The sequence below is a fragment of the Lactiplantibacillus songbeiensis genome (genome assembly GCF_005405125.1).
Taxonomy (GTDB): Bacteria; Bacillota; Bacilli; order Lactobacillales; family Lactobacillaceae; genus Lactiplantibacillus; species Lactiplantibacillus songbeiensis.
Window position 1 is genome coordinate 1 of the sequence record NZ_BJDL01000026.1, and the last position, 14150, is coordinate 14150.

Below are 14150 nucleotides of genomic sequence, written 5' to 3' on the forward strand. Positions count from 1 at the left end.
ACTGAACGACTTATCACCAGTAGTGTTCGAACAACAAACTGTTAAATTATAAGTTCCAACTTTTGGGGTACGCCTCATCTTTGGCTTCAAAATGGTCCATGGCGTTCCAGCGTTTTATGAACTAACCGGCAGGCGATAAGTCTAATTAAGACCAAAGAGTAGCATAAATTTAATACATTAGGAGTTTTTTGAGATGCAAGTAAAAGTCGTAACGAGTGTCGTTGCCGGTCAAGAGACTGTTGCAACGAAAGCAGTGCAAGCGTTTATTGATGCGTTAAGCGAACAATTGGGTGAGGACTATACCTTCAGCTTAGATACCGATTATGGTGAAAGCTTAACTCAAGGTAATAGTGATGTTTATCTGGTCTATTTTGGGTCACAAGCGAACTTAACAGCGGCACAAAAGGCCAAAATGATTATCTTTTATTCAGATGAAGATGTGGATAACTTACAGATTGGTCGGTTTGTGGATATGTTGAAGCAATTGAATCCACAGAAATAGTTATCAACAGGGGGGCAGTTATGAACTTATTAACATTAGGACTTATTGCCATCGTGTTATTTGTTTTAGAAGAATTTGTTTTTTCGGCTAGTCGCTATTTCTGGATTGGTGGCATCGCGCCCGTTTTATGGACGATTTTTCTTGGTTATGAGGTTGTTGTTAATGCCGCTAGCCTGAATGTGACTGATTATACGTTGGCGATTATTGCGGTGATTGTGCCGTATGTCTGCTGGGGCAATGGGTTTCAACGACGGGCAGTGAAACGGCGTGCACGATGATTGAGCAACTCGCAGTAACTGCGGTTCCTCGGGAGTTGTTGTTGCTGGCTGATCCTGATTGGCAGCAAGTGCAAACTTATTTGCCGACTGCCATAATTTATGGTGCGGTGATTAGTGGACAAGTGGTGGGGATTGGCGTCTTATCTAAGACGAAACCAGGGACTAACGAAGTGATGAATCTTGCGGTTTCTCCAAGTTATCAACATCAGGGGGTCGCTAAAGCGTTATTGACGCAGTTGATTACCAGTTGTCAACAGGATCAAACGGTGCATAACTTAGAAATTGGGACTGGAAATTCCTCAATTCGCCAATTACAGCTTTATCAGCGAGCTGGTTTTGAAATCACAGCTGTTTGGGTCAACTGGTTTGTGGATAACTATTCAGAACCAATCTATGAGAATGGTATTCAGTGCAAAAGTATGCTACGGCTACGATTAGCTGTGGATAAATGAAAGGGTGGCCGCGTGTGTGGCAAGCTAAAAATTTAATTACGAGTTGGTTTTACGGCGCCATTGCTGTCTTTATTATTATGTTCGGCAGTGCGCGGCAGGAAGTAAATCGGATTGTGTTGGAATTCAATCCGTTAGTCATTTATAGTATTATCTGTGCGCTAATTCTGTTGCCAATTATTCATTATCGTTGGGCGAGAGCCTTTCAAATCTGGCATACGAAGCCCAAAGAAACGCCCAGTGATCCCCGTCCAGACGATGATCAAATTATTCAAGATTCAGGTCGGCCGTGGTCAATTAATGTGAAACGGACCAAGCCTAAGCCAGTGCCAACCGTGTTAACACCGCAAGTTGAGCAAAAGAGTAACTTTATGGATGATGTGATTAACTTCTTTAAAAATATTTTCATTTCGTTGGTTTTTGTACCTTTTAGTCCGTTAATCTGTGGTTACTTTTGGATCAGAGATCGACGTGCTGGTGGTCAACATTAAACAGCAACGGCAGGTTAGTGTGGTCTTGGTACCAATCGTCATGGTGGTTGCGGTACTCGTGATGGCCTGGTGTCGTGGTCATCAAGGTTGGCAATTTGTGAGTTTAGTAGTGGCGTTATTATTGGTTGACCAAGTTCGGCCAGGACGTTACTTGAATCATTTAGTTGTCCACTGGTTAAAACATAAATAAAAGTTATCCACTGTGGATAAAGTAAATAACCGTTAGGCCAAATTAGGCTTAGCGGTTATTTTATATAGGCTTGCTAGTTAAATTGTCGTTTGGTGGCTAAAAATGCTGGTCATTTGAAGGCTAATCTTCAAAATTGATTGTTATAGAGACAAGCCTCACAGCTGAAGCAATTGTTGAAAAGCCATTTTTTAGTCATAGCTACCCAATCATTAGCGGCGGGCGGACCAGAATTGGCTCAGTGGTGTCGTTTATCTTAGTCGTGGTTTTCGACTTAGATAAAGCCCGGCTTTCGAGACCGATCTGTGGCTCGAAAACGTGGCCACCACGTTCCAGCCGATTCTGGGCCAACCAGAGTGGCAGTTTAATCTAACTAGCACTAAGAATATTTATATTTTTAGGTAAAAAAGTACACCTCAAAACGTATAGTAATGAGGTGTACTTAATGTTTTTCCAATTTAAGGTTCGAAGCTATTAATATATTGATGACGGTTTTGCCAAGACCAAGCTTTGACGACCCCAATCATCTTCGACTTTGGCACAAAGCCCCAGTAGCGGCCATCATTGGAGACGCTCCGGTGATCACCAAGTACGAAGTAGTAGCCCTTTGGCACTTTGTTATTAACTGGTTTGACTTTCCAACCTTGGTCATGGGCCAAGCTAGTCAAGGTCCAGCCGGTCACTTTGCTATGGCTGTTCGCCATATACGACCCGGTCGTCTGTTGAGCGGTGTTCTTCAAATAGGTCTGTTTAACTTGTTTGCCGTTAACATAAAGTTGACCAGCATTTGTGTATTTCACGGTATCCCCAGGCATCCCAATGACCCGCTTGACGTAAACAGATTTGGGATCAGTCTGGTCGGGGTCCACATGATAGGCATCGAAGACGACGACGGAACCGGCTTTCGGCTTGCTGGCTTTCAAGGCCATGACCCGTTCGTTGTTTTCCAAGTTAGGTTGCATCGAGGTCCCATCAACGCGAACCATCGTGAACCAGAATTGCTTGATTAGCATGGCCAAGCCTAGGCCAATCACAATCGGCAAGACCCAGCTCATAATATTTTTAAATGTTTTCACTGTCATAGCTCCCTTAATCTTGTGTGTATAAGTCTTATTATAACCGAAGCGACCGCAAAAGCGGTGTTAAATTGCATAAAAGTTCGGGGTTTAGATGGATACTTAATCATTAACCAGTATGTTAACTGGAACGGTCCAATTTTTAAATTAAGCTTAAATTGGCTTGAAATCGCTAACACAGTATGGTTAACTGTATCAGTGAAGATTTTTACCTTAACGGAGGAACCAATTAGATATGAAAACTGAAAAGGAGCGCATGTTAGCAGGCGAGCTCTACATTGCTGATGATCGGCAACTCGCTAAGGAAATGCGTCACGGTCGGCGTTTAACGCGGATCTTTAACCAAACAACTGAAGTAGATGGCGACTTTCGCGCCGAAGTGTTGAACCAATTATTTAAGCAAGTTGGTCCTAATCATTATATTGAACCCCCATTCCACACGGACTATGGGACGAACACCACGATTGGCAAGAACTTCTATGCGAATTATGATGCTATTTTTGTGGATTGTGCTGAGATTACAATTGGTGATAATGTCTTTATGGGACCGCGCGTTGGGCTCTATACGGCGGGGCACCCGATTGATGCACTGGTTCGGCGTGACCAATTAGAATATGCCAAGCCAATTACGATTGGTAACGATGTCTGGCTGGGTGGCAATGTAGTTGTCAATCCGGGCGTGACAATCGGCAATAATGTTGTGATTGGTTCCGGCTCAATTGTGACCAAAGATATTCCTGACAACGTGGTCGCTGTGGGTAATCCATGCCATGTTTTACGACCAATTACGGAGGAAGACCAAATTATTTGGCAACGGCAAAAAGCAGCTTACTTTGCCGATCAAGATGAAGCATAATTGAAGCTAATAAAATTGGCGCGGTGATGACTTGTTTTTTTACAAGCACATCACCGCGCTTTTGCTGTCTGGATGAACCGGTTTCATAACGCTAGTTTAACTGATACACTAAGAGAGAAGACTTTTTTAGGGGAGGGGTAAAGATGGCTTATATTGAAGTGATTAACGAAACACGGACATTTAAGACTGGTAATCAGGAAACAGTGGCTAACCGCGCTTTGTCGTTTGAAGTCGCCCAAGGGTCAGTTGTGACGATTCTAGGACCTAGTGGCGCGGGCAAGTCGACGTTGCTCAACATTTTAGGTGGGATGGATAGTCCGACTAGTGGGCAAGTCTTGGTCGATGGGGTTGATATCGCCCAGTTTTCACCGAAACAACTGACGACTTATCGCCGGCAAGCGGTCGGGTTTGTGTTCCAGTTTTATAATTTAGTGCCGAATCTAACGGCGCGAGAAAATGTCGAATTGGCGTCACAAATTACGAAAGACGCCCGGGATGTTGATCAGACATTGGCTTTGGTTGGGTTAACCGATCGGGCTAAGAATTTTCCGGCCCAATTATCTGGTGGCGAACAACAACGAGTCGCCATTGCCCGCGCTGTGGCTAAAAATCCCAAGTTATTATTATGTGATGAACCAACGGGGGCGCTGGATTACAAAACTGGCAAGCAAGTCCTACAAGTGATTCAGGATGCGGCCAAGCAGACCCAAACGACCGTAATTATCGTGACTCATAATAGTGCGATTGCGAAGATGGGTGATCAAGTCATTCGGATTAATGATGCGCAGGTCCAGTCAGTGACGCATAATGAGCATCCAACGCCACTAGCTGAGATTGAGTGGTAGGTGCGACTAATGACAAAAGCATATTTTAAAGCAATTATGCGTGAAATCTGGCGGTCCAAGGCGCGTTTCTTTTCCATTCTATTGATTATTTTTTTAGGCGTCGCTTTTTATACTGGCATTCGAGCGACCGGGCCCGATATGCTACAGGCAGCTGATGATTATTTTATTAAGCAGAAGTTAGCGACGAATAGTGTGCAGTCGACGATGGGCTTAACTAAGGCGGATACGGAAGTCTTAAAGCAGCATGCTGATCGCCTCACTTTTCAAACCGTGACCTATTTAGATGTGAATCAGCTTAATAATAATCGGGTGGTTCGGGTTGCTGAGTTACCGCAACACCAGACGCTAAACCGACTACGGGTTGTCAGTGGCCGCTTACCGCAGCGCGCTAATGAAATTGTGCTAGATTCCCAAGCGAAAGCATTACAGCCGCGTTTAAAACTAGGGTCGACGTATCGAATTGTTAGTACCAAAGCCTTGAATCGGCAGTTCACCCGCCGAACCTTTAAAGTCGTTGGCTTCGTGAATTCCCCGCGTTATGTTGAGCAAGTGAGTCGTGGGGTGACGAACGTCGGTAAGGGAACGTTGGATTATCTCGCTTACGTACGGCCACAGACGTTGAAACTAAACGTGGCGACGCGGATTGATGTGCAGTTCAAAAATCTCGCTAAAGTTCGGCCATATACCGCGACGTATAAACGCTTGAATCGCACGAATACGGCTGATTTAAAACGGTGGTTAAGCCCCCAAGCCGCTAAACGACAACGGACCTTGCAAGCAACCGCTCGTCAAAAGTTAGCACCGTTAGCGCAACAAGTCGCGGCTTTAAAGCAACGGGTGCCGGCAAGTACGCCAGCTCTCATGAAACTAACTGCGCAGTTAAAGGCAGCCCAAACAAAAGTGAATGCCATTAAACAGCCGACGTATCTCTATAGTACGCGTGCTGATAACCCGGGTTATACCGAATATCATGAGAATACCCAGCGCGTGGTTGCCTTATCGACGGTCTTTCCGCTATTCTTTATTGCGATTGCCGCCTTGATCTGTTTGACAACGATGACGCGGATGGTCGAAGAGTTACGGCTACAAATGGGCACGTTAAAAGGATTGGGCTATTCGAATGCGGCAGTTGGCAGTGAATTTATGATCTATGGTGGCTTAGCAGCGTTGATTGGGACGGGACTCGGCGTGTTATTTGGTGTGAATTTCTTCCCCAAGTTTATTGCGCAAGCGTATGGCAGTATGTACAATCTGCCCGCGATTAACGTGCAGTATCTGTGGATCGATATTGTCGTCGCGTTAGGGATTGCCTTAGTCTGCACGTTAGGCACGGCACTGGTCGTCTTACGGGTTGATTTACGCAGCTTACCGGCGCAACTTTTACAACCCAAAGCTCCGAAAGCCGGCCAGACGTTATGGTTAGAACACTGGACCGGTTTTTGGCGGCGCCTGAGCTTTAATCATAAGATTACGCTGCGGAACCTTTTTCGGTATAAGCAGCGACTGCTAATGACCGTATTGGGCATCGCCGGTTGTATGGCGATGATGATTGCCGGTTTTGGTTTGAAAGATTCCATTGGGGATATCAGTAGTAAACAATTTAATGAACTTTGGCATTATGATGCCATCGTCACGCGTAGTGGCGCGCAAACGACCGCTGAACAGCGCACGATAGAGCGGCCACATTTATTTAAAAGCAGTTTGACGTTGAAGTCAGCTCAAGTCACGGTTAATCGGGCTGGCGTGGCGCAACAGACCGCGACGTTGAGTGTGCCTGAACATCCGGAGCGGTTAGCGACTTTCGTAACCTTGCGTCATCGTCAGAGTGGTCAGGCGTATCACTTGCGGCAGCACGGCGCTATTATTGATGAAAAGTTAGCGAAGCTCTACCAAGTGAAGGTCGGGGACCGCTTACCAATCAAGTTGGCTGGCCAATCTGCCAAAACGATTAAAATCGCAGCGATTGCGGAAAATTACGTCAATCACTTTGTGTACCTGAGTCCCGGTTATTATCGGCAAGTCTTTGGCAAAGCGCCGGTTTATAATAGTAATCTTGTGCAATTCACGCATGCGAATGAAAACCAAGAAAATGCTTATGCGAATACATTATTGAAGCAAGCCGGTATTTTAAATGTGACACTGATGAGTACGGAGAAGCATACTAATTTTAAGACATTTGACAGCATGAACCTCGTTGTCTTGATTTTCGTGATTTCAGCGGGGGCGTTGGCCTTAGTCGTCTTGTATAATCTGACAAATATCAACGTTTCGGAACGGATTCGCGAGTTGTCGACAATTAAAGTGCTCGGTTTCTACGATGGTGAAGTGACGATGTACATTTTTCGTGAAAACTTTATCTTAACGGGCTTGGGCATTATTTTAGGGTGTTTCTTGGGCAATTGGCTACACACGTATATCTTACAAACCGCTGAAACCAATGCGCTGATGTTCTCACCCGGGATTCATCCGCTGAGTTATGTTTACTCAGCACTGTTAACCTTAGCGTTCAGCTTGATCGTGATGGTGATGATGCATCGCAAGCTGAAACACGTCAATATGCTAGATGCGCTAAAATCAGTTGACTGATGGATTGTATTTCCAGTGAAAAAGTGCTGTAATTAAGTTAATTAGTCAATGGTGGTTAACCACTGGCAATAATGACGAGGTGGAGCAGCATGGATGAAACAGTCCAAGCATTAAGTGAACTTGTAAAAATGAACACGGTCAACGACCATGAAGCGGTCGTTGCTGATTATTTGGCAGCCTTATTAAAACAACATGGTATCGAGTCGAAGTTGATTGAGTATGCCCCTGGACGCACGAGTCTGGTGGCTGAGATTGGTGACGGTAATGGGCCAGTCGTCGGTTTTGATGGGCATGCCGATACGGTAACCTTTGGCGATGCCGCAAAATGGGCCGTTGACCCGTTATCGGGTGCTGTGAAGGATAATCGGTTATTCGGCTGTGGTGCGACGGATATGAAGTCTGGCTTATTAGCTGGTTTGTTCGCATTGATTAACTTAAAAGAACAAAAGGTGCCGTTACATGGAACGTTGCGTTATATGGCTACAGTCGGTGAAGAAGACGGTCATCTGGGTGCCGAACAGCTAGTTGACCTAGGCTACGCGGATGATATTGACGCCTTGATCGTTGGTGAACCCAGCGGCGCGGATAAGCAATTATTGACACAGCCTTCGATTCAAGCGATGCTGGGCGCAGACGATGCGACGGCTCGCAAGATGATGGCCGCTAATCCAACGACCGAACAGCATTTTATTGAATTAGCGCATAAAGGATCGTTGACCTATACGGTACGGTCGAAAGGCGTTGCGGCGCATAGTTCGATGCCAACTATTGGGAAGAATGCGATTGATGCCTTGATGACGTTCTATCAACAACAAACCGCTTATTTCAATAGTTTTAAAGACGTGAAGAACCCGGTACTTGGCGCAACGGTACCTGTCGTGACCCTGATTAAGGGTGGCGAACAAATCAATACTGTGCCAGCTAATGCGGAGATGTCCGTTAAGATTCGGACGATTCCAGAATTGCGGAACGACAAGATTATCGCCGCACTGGAAAAGATTATCGCTGACTGCAATGCCCAAGGTGCCGAATTGACTTTATCGGTGCAGGATAGTTTCTATCCAGTGCATACGCCGGAATCAGCCAACTTGGTTCAACTAGCTAAACAAGTTGGGGAACAAGTCTTAACGCAAGCCTTGCCATACTTTGGCGCGCCTGGTGGGACCGATGCTTCTTCGTATATTGTTAAGAATCCTGATATGGAAATCATTGTCTTTGGACCAGGAAATATCACGGCTCATCAGGTTAATGAATACGTGGATTTGGATATGTACCAGCGTTTTATCAAGTTGTATGAACAGTTATTTACGAAATTATTGAAATAGAGGCAGAATGAGCAGATGGAGAAGCATGGATTAGACCCAATTCCCAAAAATGAAGTTGAACTAGAAGCAGAGCTTGAAGCCGTTGAGAAAAAAGCCAACAATGAATTACAGTTATATGCGTTGTGGGGCGTGATTACGGTTGTGTTCAACGTCGCGTTGTTTTACTTGTTGTATCATACTTTTGGCGTTGAATATCAAGTCGCTAACTTGATTGATTGGTTCTTTAGCGTTTTGTTCTCGTTTATCGTCAATAAAATGTTTGTCTTTCAGCATAAGACCGTTAGTCTGGTCAAAGAAGTCACGACTTTTTATGGGACACGAGTGGCGACGTACGTCATTGAAGCCATCATTTTATGGTTGGGGATTTCGTTGATGGGTGTTAACGGGACGATGACTAAGGTGATTGGTCACGGAATTGCGTTAGTGGCTAATTACTTCTTATCGAAATGGTTAGTGTTTAAAAAGGATTAGTGGTCGGCTGGAGGCTATCACTCTGGTTGGGCCAGCATTAATTGGTTCGTTATTTTTATTCGCAATAAACTAAAAAGTATCAGTATTTAGTTAGTTTTAACGGCCAACTCGATACTGATACTTTTTTTATCGGCATACCTGATGCTAGTTGGCTTAAATTGCCACTCTGGTTGGCCCAGAATCGGCTGGAACGTGGTGGCCGCGTTTGCGAGCCATAGTGCGGTCTCGCAAGCCGGGCTTTATCTAAGTCGAAGCCCATGACTAAGATAAACGACACCACTGAGCCAATTCTGGCCCGCCCGGCGTTATTTTGATTATTGTTTTTATCGGTAGTCAAATAAAACAAGTATCAGTATTTAGTTGGGTTAGCCAACTTGATACTGATACTTGTTTTTTGATTAGGGTTATCATGCTCCAAAGATTGTTTCAGTTTGACCGTTTTAAAATAGGAGTGTTAATTAGCGCAGGGCGGGCTGGATGACGCTCAGTGGTGTCATTTGACTTAGAACGAGTGATTTTCTCGCTCTTAGTCAAAGCCAGGCTTATGAGACCGTACTTTGGCTCATAAACGTGGCCCCACGTTCCAGCGTCAATCCAGACCAACCGTAGCGGCAATTAAGATCCTATTCGTGATGCTCCAAACGTTGCAAATAGGCGTGAAAGTTTTCCTGATCGGCAGTTAAGCCGGCTTCTTTTTCTTCGTACCAATTAATCTTGTCGTTCAAAATCTGAAGATGGTGTTGAACTTCGTTGAATTGGACTAAGAAGTCGGCTTTAACTTGTTGTAGAAGCGCTAATCGTTGGGGAATCGTCGCATCACCTTGAGCTCGCCACTGCACGTATTGTTTAAGTTCGCTGATGCTCATTCCCGTGCCCTTAAGATGTAATAAAAATTTGACCCAGTTGATGTCAGCTTCCTCATAGTAGCGACGGCCGTTTGTCAGTCGATGGGGTTCAATTAACCCTTCAGTTTCGTAATAGCGTAACGTTGGGGCGGTTAATCCCACGGCCTTGGCGAAGGCACCGATGGTATAGTGGGGTTCAGTTGCTGTTGGCATGTTTAAGCTCCTTTCTTCAAGTTACTTTAACAATGATCATATCACGAAAATTGATTTTAACAAGTTTAAACTTTAGGGTTGACTTAAAGTATACTTGAAGTTATATGATGAATTCATCGTTAAATGAGTTAAACAAATGAGGAGGTCATTTTAACATGACAAATGAAAATAAAAGCGGCATTTTTGGTTTAGGCGAAAAGAACGTGGCGTACCAACAATACTTTGTCGGTCAAAGTTACTTACAAGGCTTATCTGAACCTGGTGATGAGATTGATGTGAATGTCGCTAACGTGACGTTTGAACCCGGGTGCCGAAACAACTGGCACATCCATCATGATGGGTTTCAAATCTTATTAGTCACTGGTGGTGAAGGTTGGTACCAAGAAGCGGGTAAGCCGGCACGATTATTACATGCGGGCGACAGTGTCACGATTCATGAAGGTGTTAAGCACTGGCATGGCGCGACTAAGGATAGCTGGTTTTCACACGTGGCAATTACTAAAGGGACTAGCGAATGGCTGGAACCAGTTGATGATGCAGCCTACGCTAAATTAGGTTAGGAGTGTAAAAAAATGGCTAAAAAACAAACAGCTGGTCGTGATAACTTAGGTGAGTTTGCCCCTAAGTTCGCAGCCTTAAATGATGATGTTTTATTCGGTGAAGTTTGGTCACGCGAAGATAAGTTAAGCCTACATGATCGCAGTATGATCACGATTGCGAGCTTGATGACTAGTGGCAGCTTTCCACAATTAAAGGCCCATTTACAAATGGGAAAACAAAATGGCTTAACGAAAGCAGAAGTTGTCGAGGAAATTACCCACTTGGCCTTTTATGCTGGCTGGGCGAAAGCTTTGTCCGCGATGGGCTTAGCTAAAGAAGTCTTTGGCGACGAACAATAATAGGAGACTCTTAAAATGACAGTTAAAAATAAAGTTATCGTGATTACGGGGGCCTCATCTGGGATTGGTGAGGCGTCAGCGAAATTATTAGCAAAGCATGGCGCCAAAGTAGTGTTAGGTGCGCGGCGTGAAGCCCGGTTAGCTGAAATTGTGACCGACATCGAAGCCACGGGTGGCACGGCTGCGTATCAAGTGACGGATGTGACGAAGCAGGCGGATGTCACCGCGTTAGTTAAGTTAGCCCAAACGAAATTTGGCGGCTTAGATGTGATCTTCAATAATGCGGGGATTATGCCATCGTCACCAATTAGTGCGCTGCATACCGACGAATGGGATGCCATGGTTGATATTAACTTAAAGGGTGTCTTACATGGGGTCGCAGCCGTGATGCCAATCTTCACCGCCCAAAAGCATGGTCAAATCATTACCACTTCTTCAGTTGCTGGAATTAAGAGTTTTGCTGGCGCTGGGGTCTATGGTGCAACCAAGTTTGCGGTTCGGAATTTAATGGAAGTGATTCGGATGGAAAGTGCCCAAGAAGGGACCAATATCCAGACGGCCAGCTTATATCCAGCAGCCATCAACACGGAATTATTGCATACGATTACCGATACGAAGACGAAGCAAGGGATGGATGCCTTCTACAAGCAAGTTGGGATTAGTCCTAGTGCGGTTGCTAACGTGGTTAACTTTGCGATTGACCAGCCAGAAGACGTCAATGTGAATGAGTTTACGATTTATCCAACGAAACAAGCTTAATAGCGGTACGACAAAAACGTCCCAGAAACTGAATTAGTTTCTAGGACGATTTTTTTAATGACTAGCTTGATGACTCAAGAACCAAGCTGGAATCGCGGCAATCACGGTAACGACCACCGTTAACATGAAGGCTCCTTGATAGGCACTGTTAAGGTGAGCGAGCGTCATGGTGGTATTATTGAGCTGACTTTGAATGGCCGTCGCAAGCAATGCCGTCCCAAAGGCGCCACCGATATTTTGCAGCATGCGTGAGGCCGTCGTGGCTTCCGACACTAGGTTAGCAGGGACGCCGGTGTACGCATCCGACATAATCGGAATCGTTAATCCGCCTTGGGCAATGCCACGAATGAAAAGGACGATTAGAATTAGCCAAGTGGGTGTGCTGGCGTTAAAGTAGGCAAATGGTAATGTTCCGGCTAGTGCAACCGCAATCGCAGCTAACACGACCCAGCGCGCGCCGATACGGTCGGTCAATTTCCCGATTTGGCTCCGGGTGATTAACAAGCCAAGTCCTTGGGCAATCAAGTAGATTCCGGACCAGATCACACTTAAACCGCGAATGTTTTGCAAGAAAAGCGGCAGTAGAAACATGGCACCATTAACGATTAGGCCGGATAAAACGAGTAGGATACTTGAGGCGGAGAAACTTTGATAGGTGAAAAGTTTCAGACTAACGAGCGCATGATTGGGGCGCAATAAGGCATAGATGCAATAGCCAGCTAGTAAAGCCACGCCAATGAGCAAAGGAACGTAAACGTTTGTGGCCGTTAAAGTGCCGCTAGTGCTAAGCTTAGTAATTCCTAAAATTAATGCGGTGAAGGCCCCACCAATTAGGACCACACTAGGAATGTCTAATGGTTTCTTGGACGGTGCGGGTGTGAAGCGTGGCATTAACCAGATTAATAGGCCTAAAGAAAGTAAGCCAAGCGGAATATTGATGTAGAAAATCCAGTGCCAGTCGAGTACCTTGATAATAAAACCACCGATAGTTGGACCAAGGATTGGTGCTAAGACGGCCGGTAAGCTGACGATGGCCATTAAACTACCCAAGTTGTGACCACCGGCTGCTTTGACGATTAAGGTGGTGACTAACGGGACGATCATGCCCGCGGCCGCGCCTTGGATAATGCGGCCCATAATTAACAAATTGATACTAGTGGCTAGGCCGGAGACAATCGACCCGAGCACAAAGGCAATAAGGCCACTAATATAAAGAGCTTTGCCGCTAAAGTGCTCCGAGGCCCAGCCGGTGATGGGCACCACGATGCCAAGTGCTAAAATGTAACTAGTCGTCACCCATTGGACATGGTCGACGGTACTGTTCAAATCGTGCATAATAGTATTGATAGCGACATTAGTCATGGTCGTATCGAGCATTGGGGCTAGGGCGCCGATGACGAGGATGAGCGCGATTTTGATGAAGCTGCTTTGGTTAGCTTCGGTGGTAGTTTGCATTTGGAACACCTCACATTTTTATTTAAATAAGATACTATGGTATCTTATCGATGAACCATACAATACACGCTTTAAGTTAAAATTGCAAGAAACGAGGGGATTTATTTTGGCAACAACGGATAAGGGTCAGACGCGGCGACGCGGTCAAGCCTTAGAAGACGCGGTTTTGAAAGCTGCTTGGGATTTAGTTAATACAGTCGGTTATGAGAAATTAACGATGGCGGGAGTCGCCGCCAAAGCACAAGCGACTAAGCCGGTCCTTTATCGGCGGTGGCCGGATAAAGCCAGCTTAGTGACGAGTGCCTTTTTGAGGTTTGGTCCCAAAATTGAGCGCGATTTGCCGGTCCCTGATACCGGGTCTTTACGAGCGGACCTGTTAGGCTTATTTGGTCAGCTAGTGGTCACGTTTAATGCGTTGGGCGCAGAAAAGTTGCAAGGGCTAGTCGCAGATCGGCTGAAGCAGATTCCAGTGGATAAGTTGTTCGCATTGGCAAATGGTCATTCGATGTTGGAGCCTAAAATCACCAAAATCTTGCAGCAAGCGGAGCAGCGTGGTGAGTTGACTGTTGCCAGTCAGACGGCTCGCACGTTGAACTTACCGGTGGTGTTATTGATTAATGAAGTCTTGGGGCATGGGACGTTGACGACCGCTAGTTTGACGGCGATGGTGGATGAGATTTTGGTACCGGTGTTTATGGGACAGAAGTAGAAGCTTATGAGTAGTACAAAAATGGCAACGACCTATCAAAGGCGTTGCCATTTTTAGTGAGATATATGTTTGGTACTAAGGTTAGTGCTAAATAGTCAGTTATTTACAAGTAATCAAATCATTAACGCCGGGCGGTCCAGAATTGGCTCAGAGGTGTCGCTTATCTTAGTCGTGGGCTTCGACTTAGATAAAGCGCGGCTTTCG

At 45.5% G+C, this 14150-nt stretch carries 17 protein-coding genes; 14 read left to right on the forward strand and 3 right to left on the reverse strand.

Annotated features, from left to right (window positions below):
• Positions 1 to 193 precede the first annotated feature (193 nt).
• From FFM77_RS10565 to FFM77_RS10585, 5 genes are read left to right on the forward strand one after another with little or no spacing between them, the layout of a single operon-like run.
• Positions 194 to 502 carry a hypothetical protein gene (locus tag FFM77_RS10565; RefSeq protein ID WP_137635731.1) on the forward strand — a complete coding sequence of 103 codons (309 nt, stop codon included), beginning with the start codon at positions 194 to 196 and terminating at the stop codon, positions 500 to 502.
• Between the two features lie 20 nt (positions 503 to 522).
• Entirely contained in the window at positions 523 to 780 is a 258-nt protein-coding gene (locus FFM77_RS10570) for a hypothetical protein (RefSeq protein ID WP_137635732.1), read from the forward strand.
• Positions 777 to 1232 carry a GNAT family N-acetyltransferase gene (locus tag FFM77_RS10575; protein ID WP_137635733.1) on the forward strand — a complete coding sequence of 152 codons (456 nt, stop codon included), beginning with the start codon at positions 777 to 779 and terminating at the stop codon, positions 1230 to 1232. Before FFM77_RS10570 ends, FFM77_RS10575 begins: the two co-directional genes overlap by 4 nt.
• A gap of 14 nt (positions 1233 to 1246) precedes the next feature.
• Entirely contained in the window at positions 1247 to 1720 is a 474-nt protein-coding gene (locus tag FFM77_RS10580; RefSeq protein ID WP_137635734.1) for a hypothetical protein, read from the forward strand.
• Positions 1707 to 1910, forward strand: a complete 204-nt coding sequence (locus FFM77_RS10585) for a hypothetical protein (protein WP_137635735.1) — start codon at positions 1707 to 1709, stop codon at positions 1908 to 1910. The genes FFM77_RS10580 and FFM77_RS10585 overlap by 14 nt, the downstream gene beginning before the upstream one ends.
• Before the next feature lie 455 nt (positions 1911 to 2365).
• Here FFM77_RS10585 and lepB read toward each other — a convergent pair whose 3' ends face one another.
• Entirely contained in the window at positions 2366 to 2983 is a 618-nt protein-coding gene (lepB, locus tag FFM77_RS10590; RefSeq protein ID WP_137635736.1) for a signal peptidase I, read from the reverse strand.
• A 235-nt stretch (positions 2984 to 3218) separates the two neighbouring features.
• On the opposite strand from lepB, the gene FFM77_RS10595 reads away from it, so the two are divergent.
• From FFM77_RS10595 to FFM77_RS10615, 5 genes are all read left to right on the forward strand, one after another.
• Positions 3219 to 3839 carry a sugar O-acetyltransferase gene (locus tag FFM77_RS10595; RefSeq protein WP_137635737.1) on the forward strand — a complete coding sequence of 207 codons (621 nt, stop codon included), beginning with the start codon at positions 3219 to 3221 and terminating at the stop codon, positions 3837 to 3839.
• 143 nt (positions 3840 to 3982) lie between these two features.
• Positions 3983 to 4684 (forward strand): ABC transporter ATP-binding protein, encoded by a 702-nt coding sequence (locus FFM77_RS10600; RefSeq protein ID WP_137635738.1) that lies wholly within the window; start codon positions 3983 to 3985, stop codon positions 4682 to 4684.
• A gap of 9 nt (positions 4685 to 4693) precedes the next feature.
• Entirely contained in the window at positions 4694 to 7270 is a 2577-nt protein-coding gene (locus FFM77_RS10605; protein WP_137635739.1) for an ABC transporter permease, read from the forward strand.
• A 71-nt stretch (positions 7271 to 7341) separates the two neighbouring features.
• Complete coding sequence (locus tag FFM77_RS10610) at positions 7342 to 8595, forward strand: ArgE/DapE family deacylase (protein WP_379893467.1); 1254 nt, start codon at positions 7342 to 7344, stop codon at positions 8593 to 8595.
• Positions 8596 to 8610: 15 nt separating this feature from the next.
• Positions 8611 to 9066, forward strand: a complete 456-nt coding sequence (locus FFM77_RS10615) for a GtrA family protein (RefSeq protein WP_137635741.1) — start codon at positions 8611 to 8613, stop codon at positions 9064 to 9066.
• Positions 9067 to 9689: 623 nt separating this feature from the next.
• On the opposite strand, the gene FFM77_RS10620 is transcribed toward FFM77_RS10615, so the two are convergent.
• On the reverse strand, positions 9690 to 10124 hold the full coding sequence (locus FFM77_RS10620; protein WP_137635742.1) for a MerR family transcriptional regulator: 435 nt from the start codon (positions 10122 to 10124) through the stop codon (positions 9690 to 9692).
• A 155-nt stretch (positions 10125 to 10279) separates the two neighbouring features.
• Between FFM77_RS10620 and FFM77_RS10625 the strand changes: the two genes are divergently transcribed.
• From FFM77_RS10625 to FFM77_RS10635, 3 genes are read left to right on the forward strand one after another with little or no spacing between them, the layout of a single operon-like run.
• Positions 10280 to 10684, forward strand: coding sequence for a cupin domain-containing protein (locus FFM77_RS10625; RefSeq protein WP_137635743.1), 405 nt, complete (start codon positions 10280 to 10282; stop codon positions 10682 to 10684).
• 12 nt (positions 10685 to 10696) lie between these two features.
• A complete protein-coding gene (locus tag FFM77_RS10630) occupies positions 10697 to 11023 on the forward strand; it encodes a carboxymuconolactone decarboxylase family protein (protein ID WP_137635744.1) in 327 nt (108 codons plus the stop codon).
• A gap of 15 nt (positions 11024 to 11038) precedes the next feature.
• A complete protein-coding gene (locus tag FFM77_RS10635; protein ID WP_137635745.1) occupies positions 11039 to 11782 on the forward strand; it encodes an SDR family oxidoreductase in 744 nt (247 codons plus the stop codon).
• A gap of 54 nt (positions 11783 to 11836) precedes the next feature.
• On the opposite strand, the gene FFM77_RS10640 is transcribed toward FFM77_RS10635, so the two are convergent.
• Positions 11837 to 13237 carry an MDR family MFS transporter gene (locus FFM77_RS10640; protein WP_137635746.1) on the reverse strand — a complete coding sequence of 467 codons (1401 nt, stop codon included), beginning with the start codon at positions 13235 to 13237 and terminating at the stop codon, positions 11837 to 11839.
• A gap of 106 nt (positions 13238 to 13343) precedes the next feature.
• Between FFM77_RS10640 and FFM77_RS10645 the strand changes: the two genes are divergently transcribed.
• Entirely contained in the window at positions 13344 to 13946 is a 603-nt protein-coding gene (locus FFM77_RS10645) for a TetR/AcrR family transcriptional regulator (RefSeq protein ID WP_171001608.1), read from the forward strand.
• The last annotated feature ends 204 nt before the right edge of the window (positions 13947 to 14150 follow it).

Excerpts from the sequence above, each read along its gene's own strand:
- FFM77_RS10565 (WP_137635731.1), top strand. The coding sequence starts at position 194 with ATGCAAGTAAAAGTCGTAACGAGTGTCGTTGCCGGTCAAGAGACTGTT.
- FFM77_RS10570 (WP_137635732.1), top strand. The coding sequence starts at position 523 with ATGAACTTATTAACATTAGGACTTATTGCCATCGTGTTATTTGTTTTA.
- FFM77_RS10620 (WP_137635742.1), bottom strand. The coding sequence starts at position 10,124 with ATGCCAACAGCAACTGAACCCCACTATACCATCGGTGCCTTCGCCAAG.
- FFM77_RS10635 (WP_137635745.1), top strand. The coding sequence starts at position 11,039 with ATGACAGTTAAAAATAAAGTTATCGTGATTACGGGGGCCTCATCTGGG.
- FFM77_RS10640 (WP_137635746.1), bottom strand. The coding sequence starts at position 13,237 with ATGCAAACTACCACCGAAGCTAACCAAAGCAGCTTCATCAAAATCGCG.
- FFM77_RS10615 (WP_137635741.1), top strand. The coding sequence starts at position 8,611 with ATGGAGAAGCATGGATTAGACCCAATTCCCAAAAATGAAGTTGAACTA.
- FFM77_RS10625 (WP_137635743.1), top strand. The coding sequence starts at position 10,280 with ATGACAAATGAAAATAAAAGCGGCATTTTTGGTTTAGGCGAAAAGAAC.
- FFM77_RS10575 (WP_137635733.1), top strand. The coding sequence starts at position 777 with ATGATTGAGCAACTCGCAGTAACTGCGGTTCCTCGGGAGTTGTTGTTG.
- FFM77_RS10610 (WP_379893467.1), top strand. The coding sequence starts at position 7,342 with ATGACGAGGTGGAGCAGCATGGATGAAACAGTCCAAGCATTAAGTGAA.
- FFM77_RS10595 (WP_137635737.1), top strand. The coding sequence starts at position 3,219 with ATGAAAACTGAAAAGGAGCGCATGTTAGCAGGCGAGCTCTACATTGCT.
- FFM77_RS10600 (WP_137635738.1), top strand. The coding sequence starts at position 3,983 with ATGGCTTATATTGAAGTGATTAACGAAACACGGACATTTAAGACTGGT.
- FFM77_RS10605 (WP_137635739.1), top strand. The coding sequence starts at position 4,694 with ATGACAAAAGCATATTTTAAAGCAATTATGCGTGAAATCTGGCGGTCC.
- FFM77_RS10630 (WP_137635744.1), top strand. The coding sequence starts at position 10,697 with ATGGCTAAAAAACAAACAGCTGGTCGTGATAACTTAGGTGAGTTTGCC.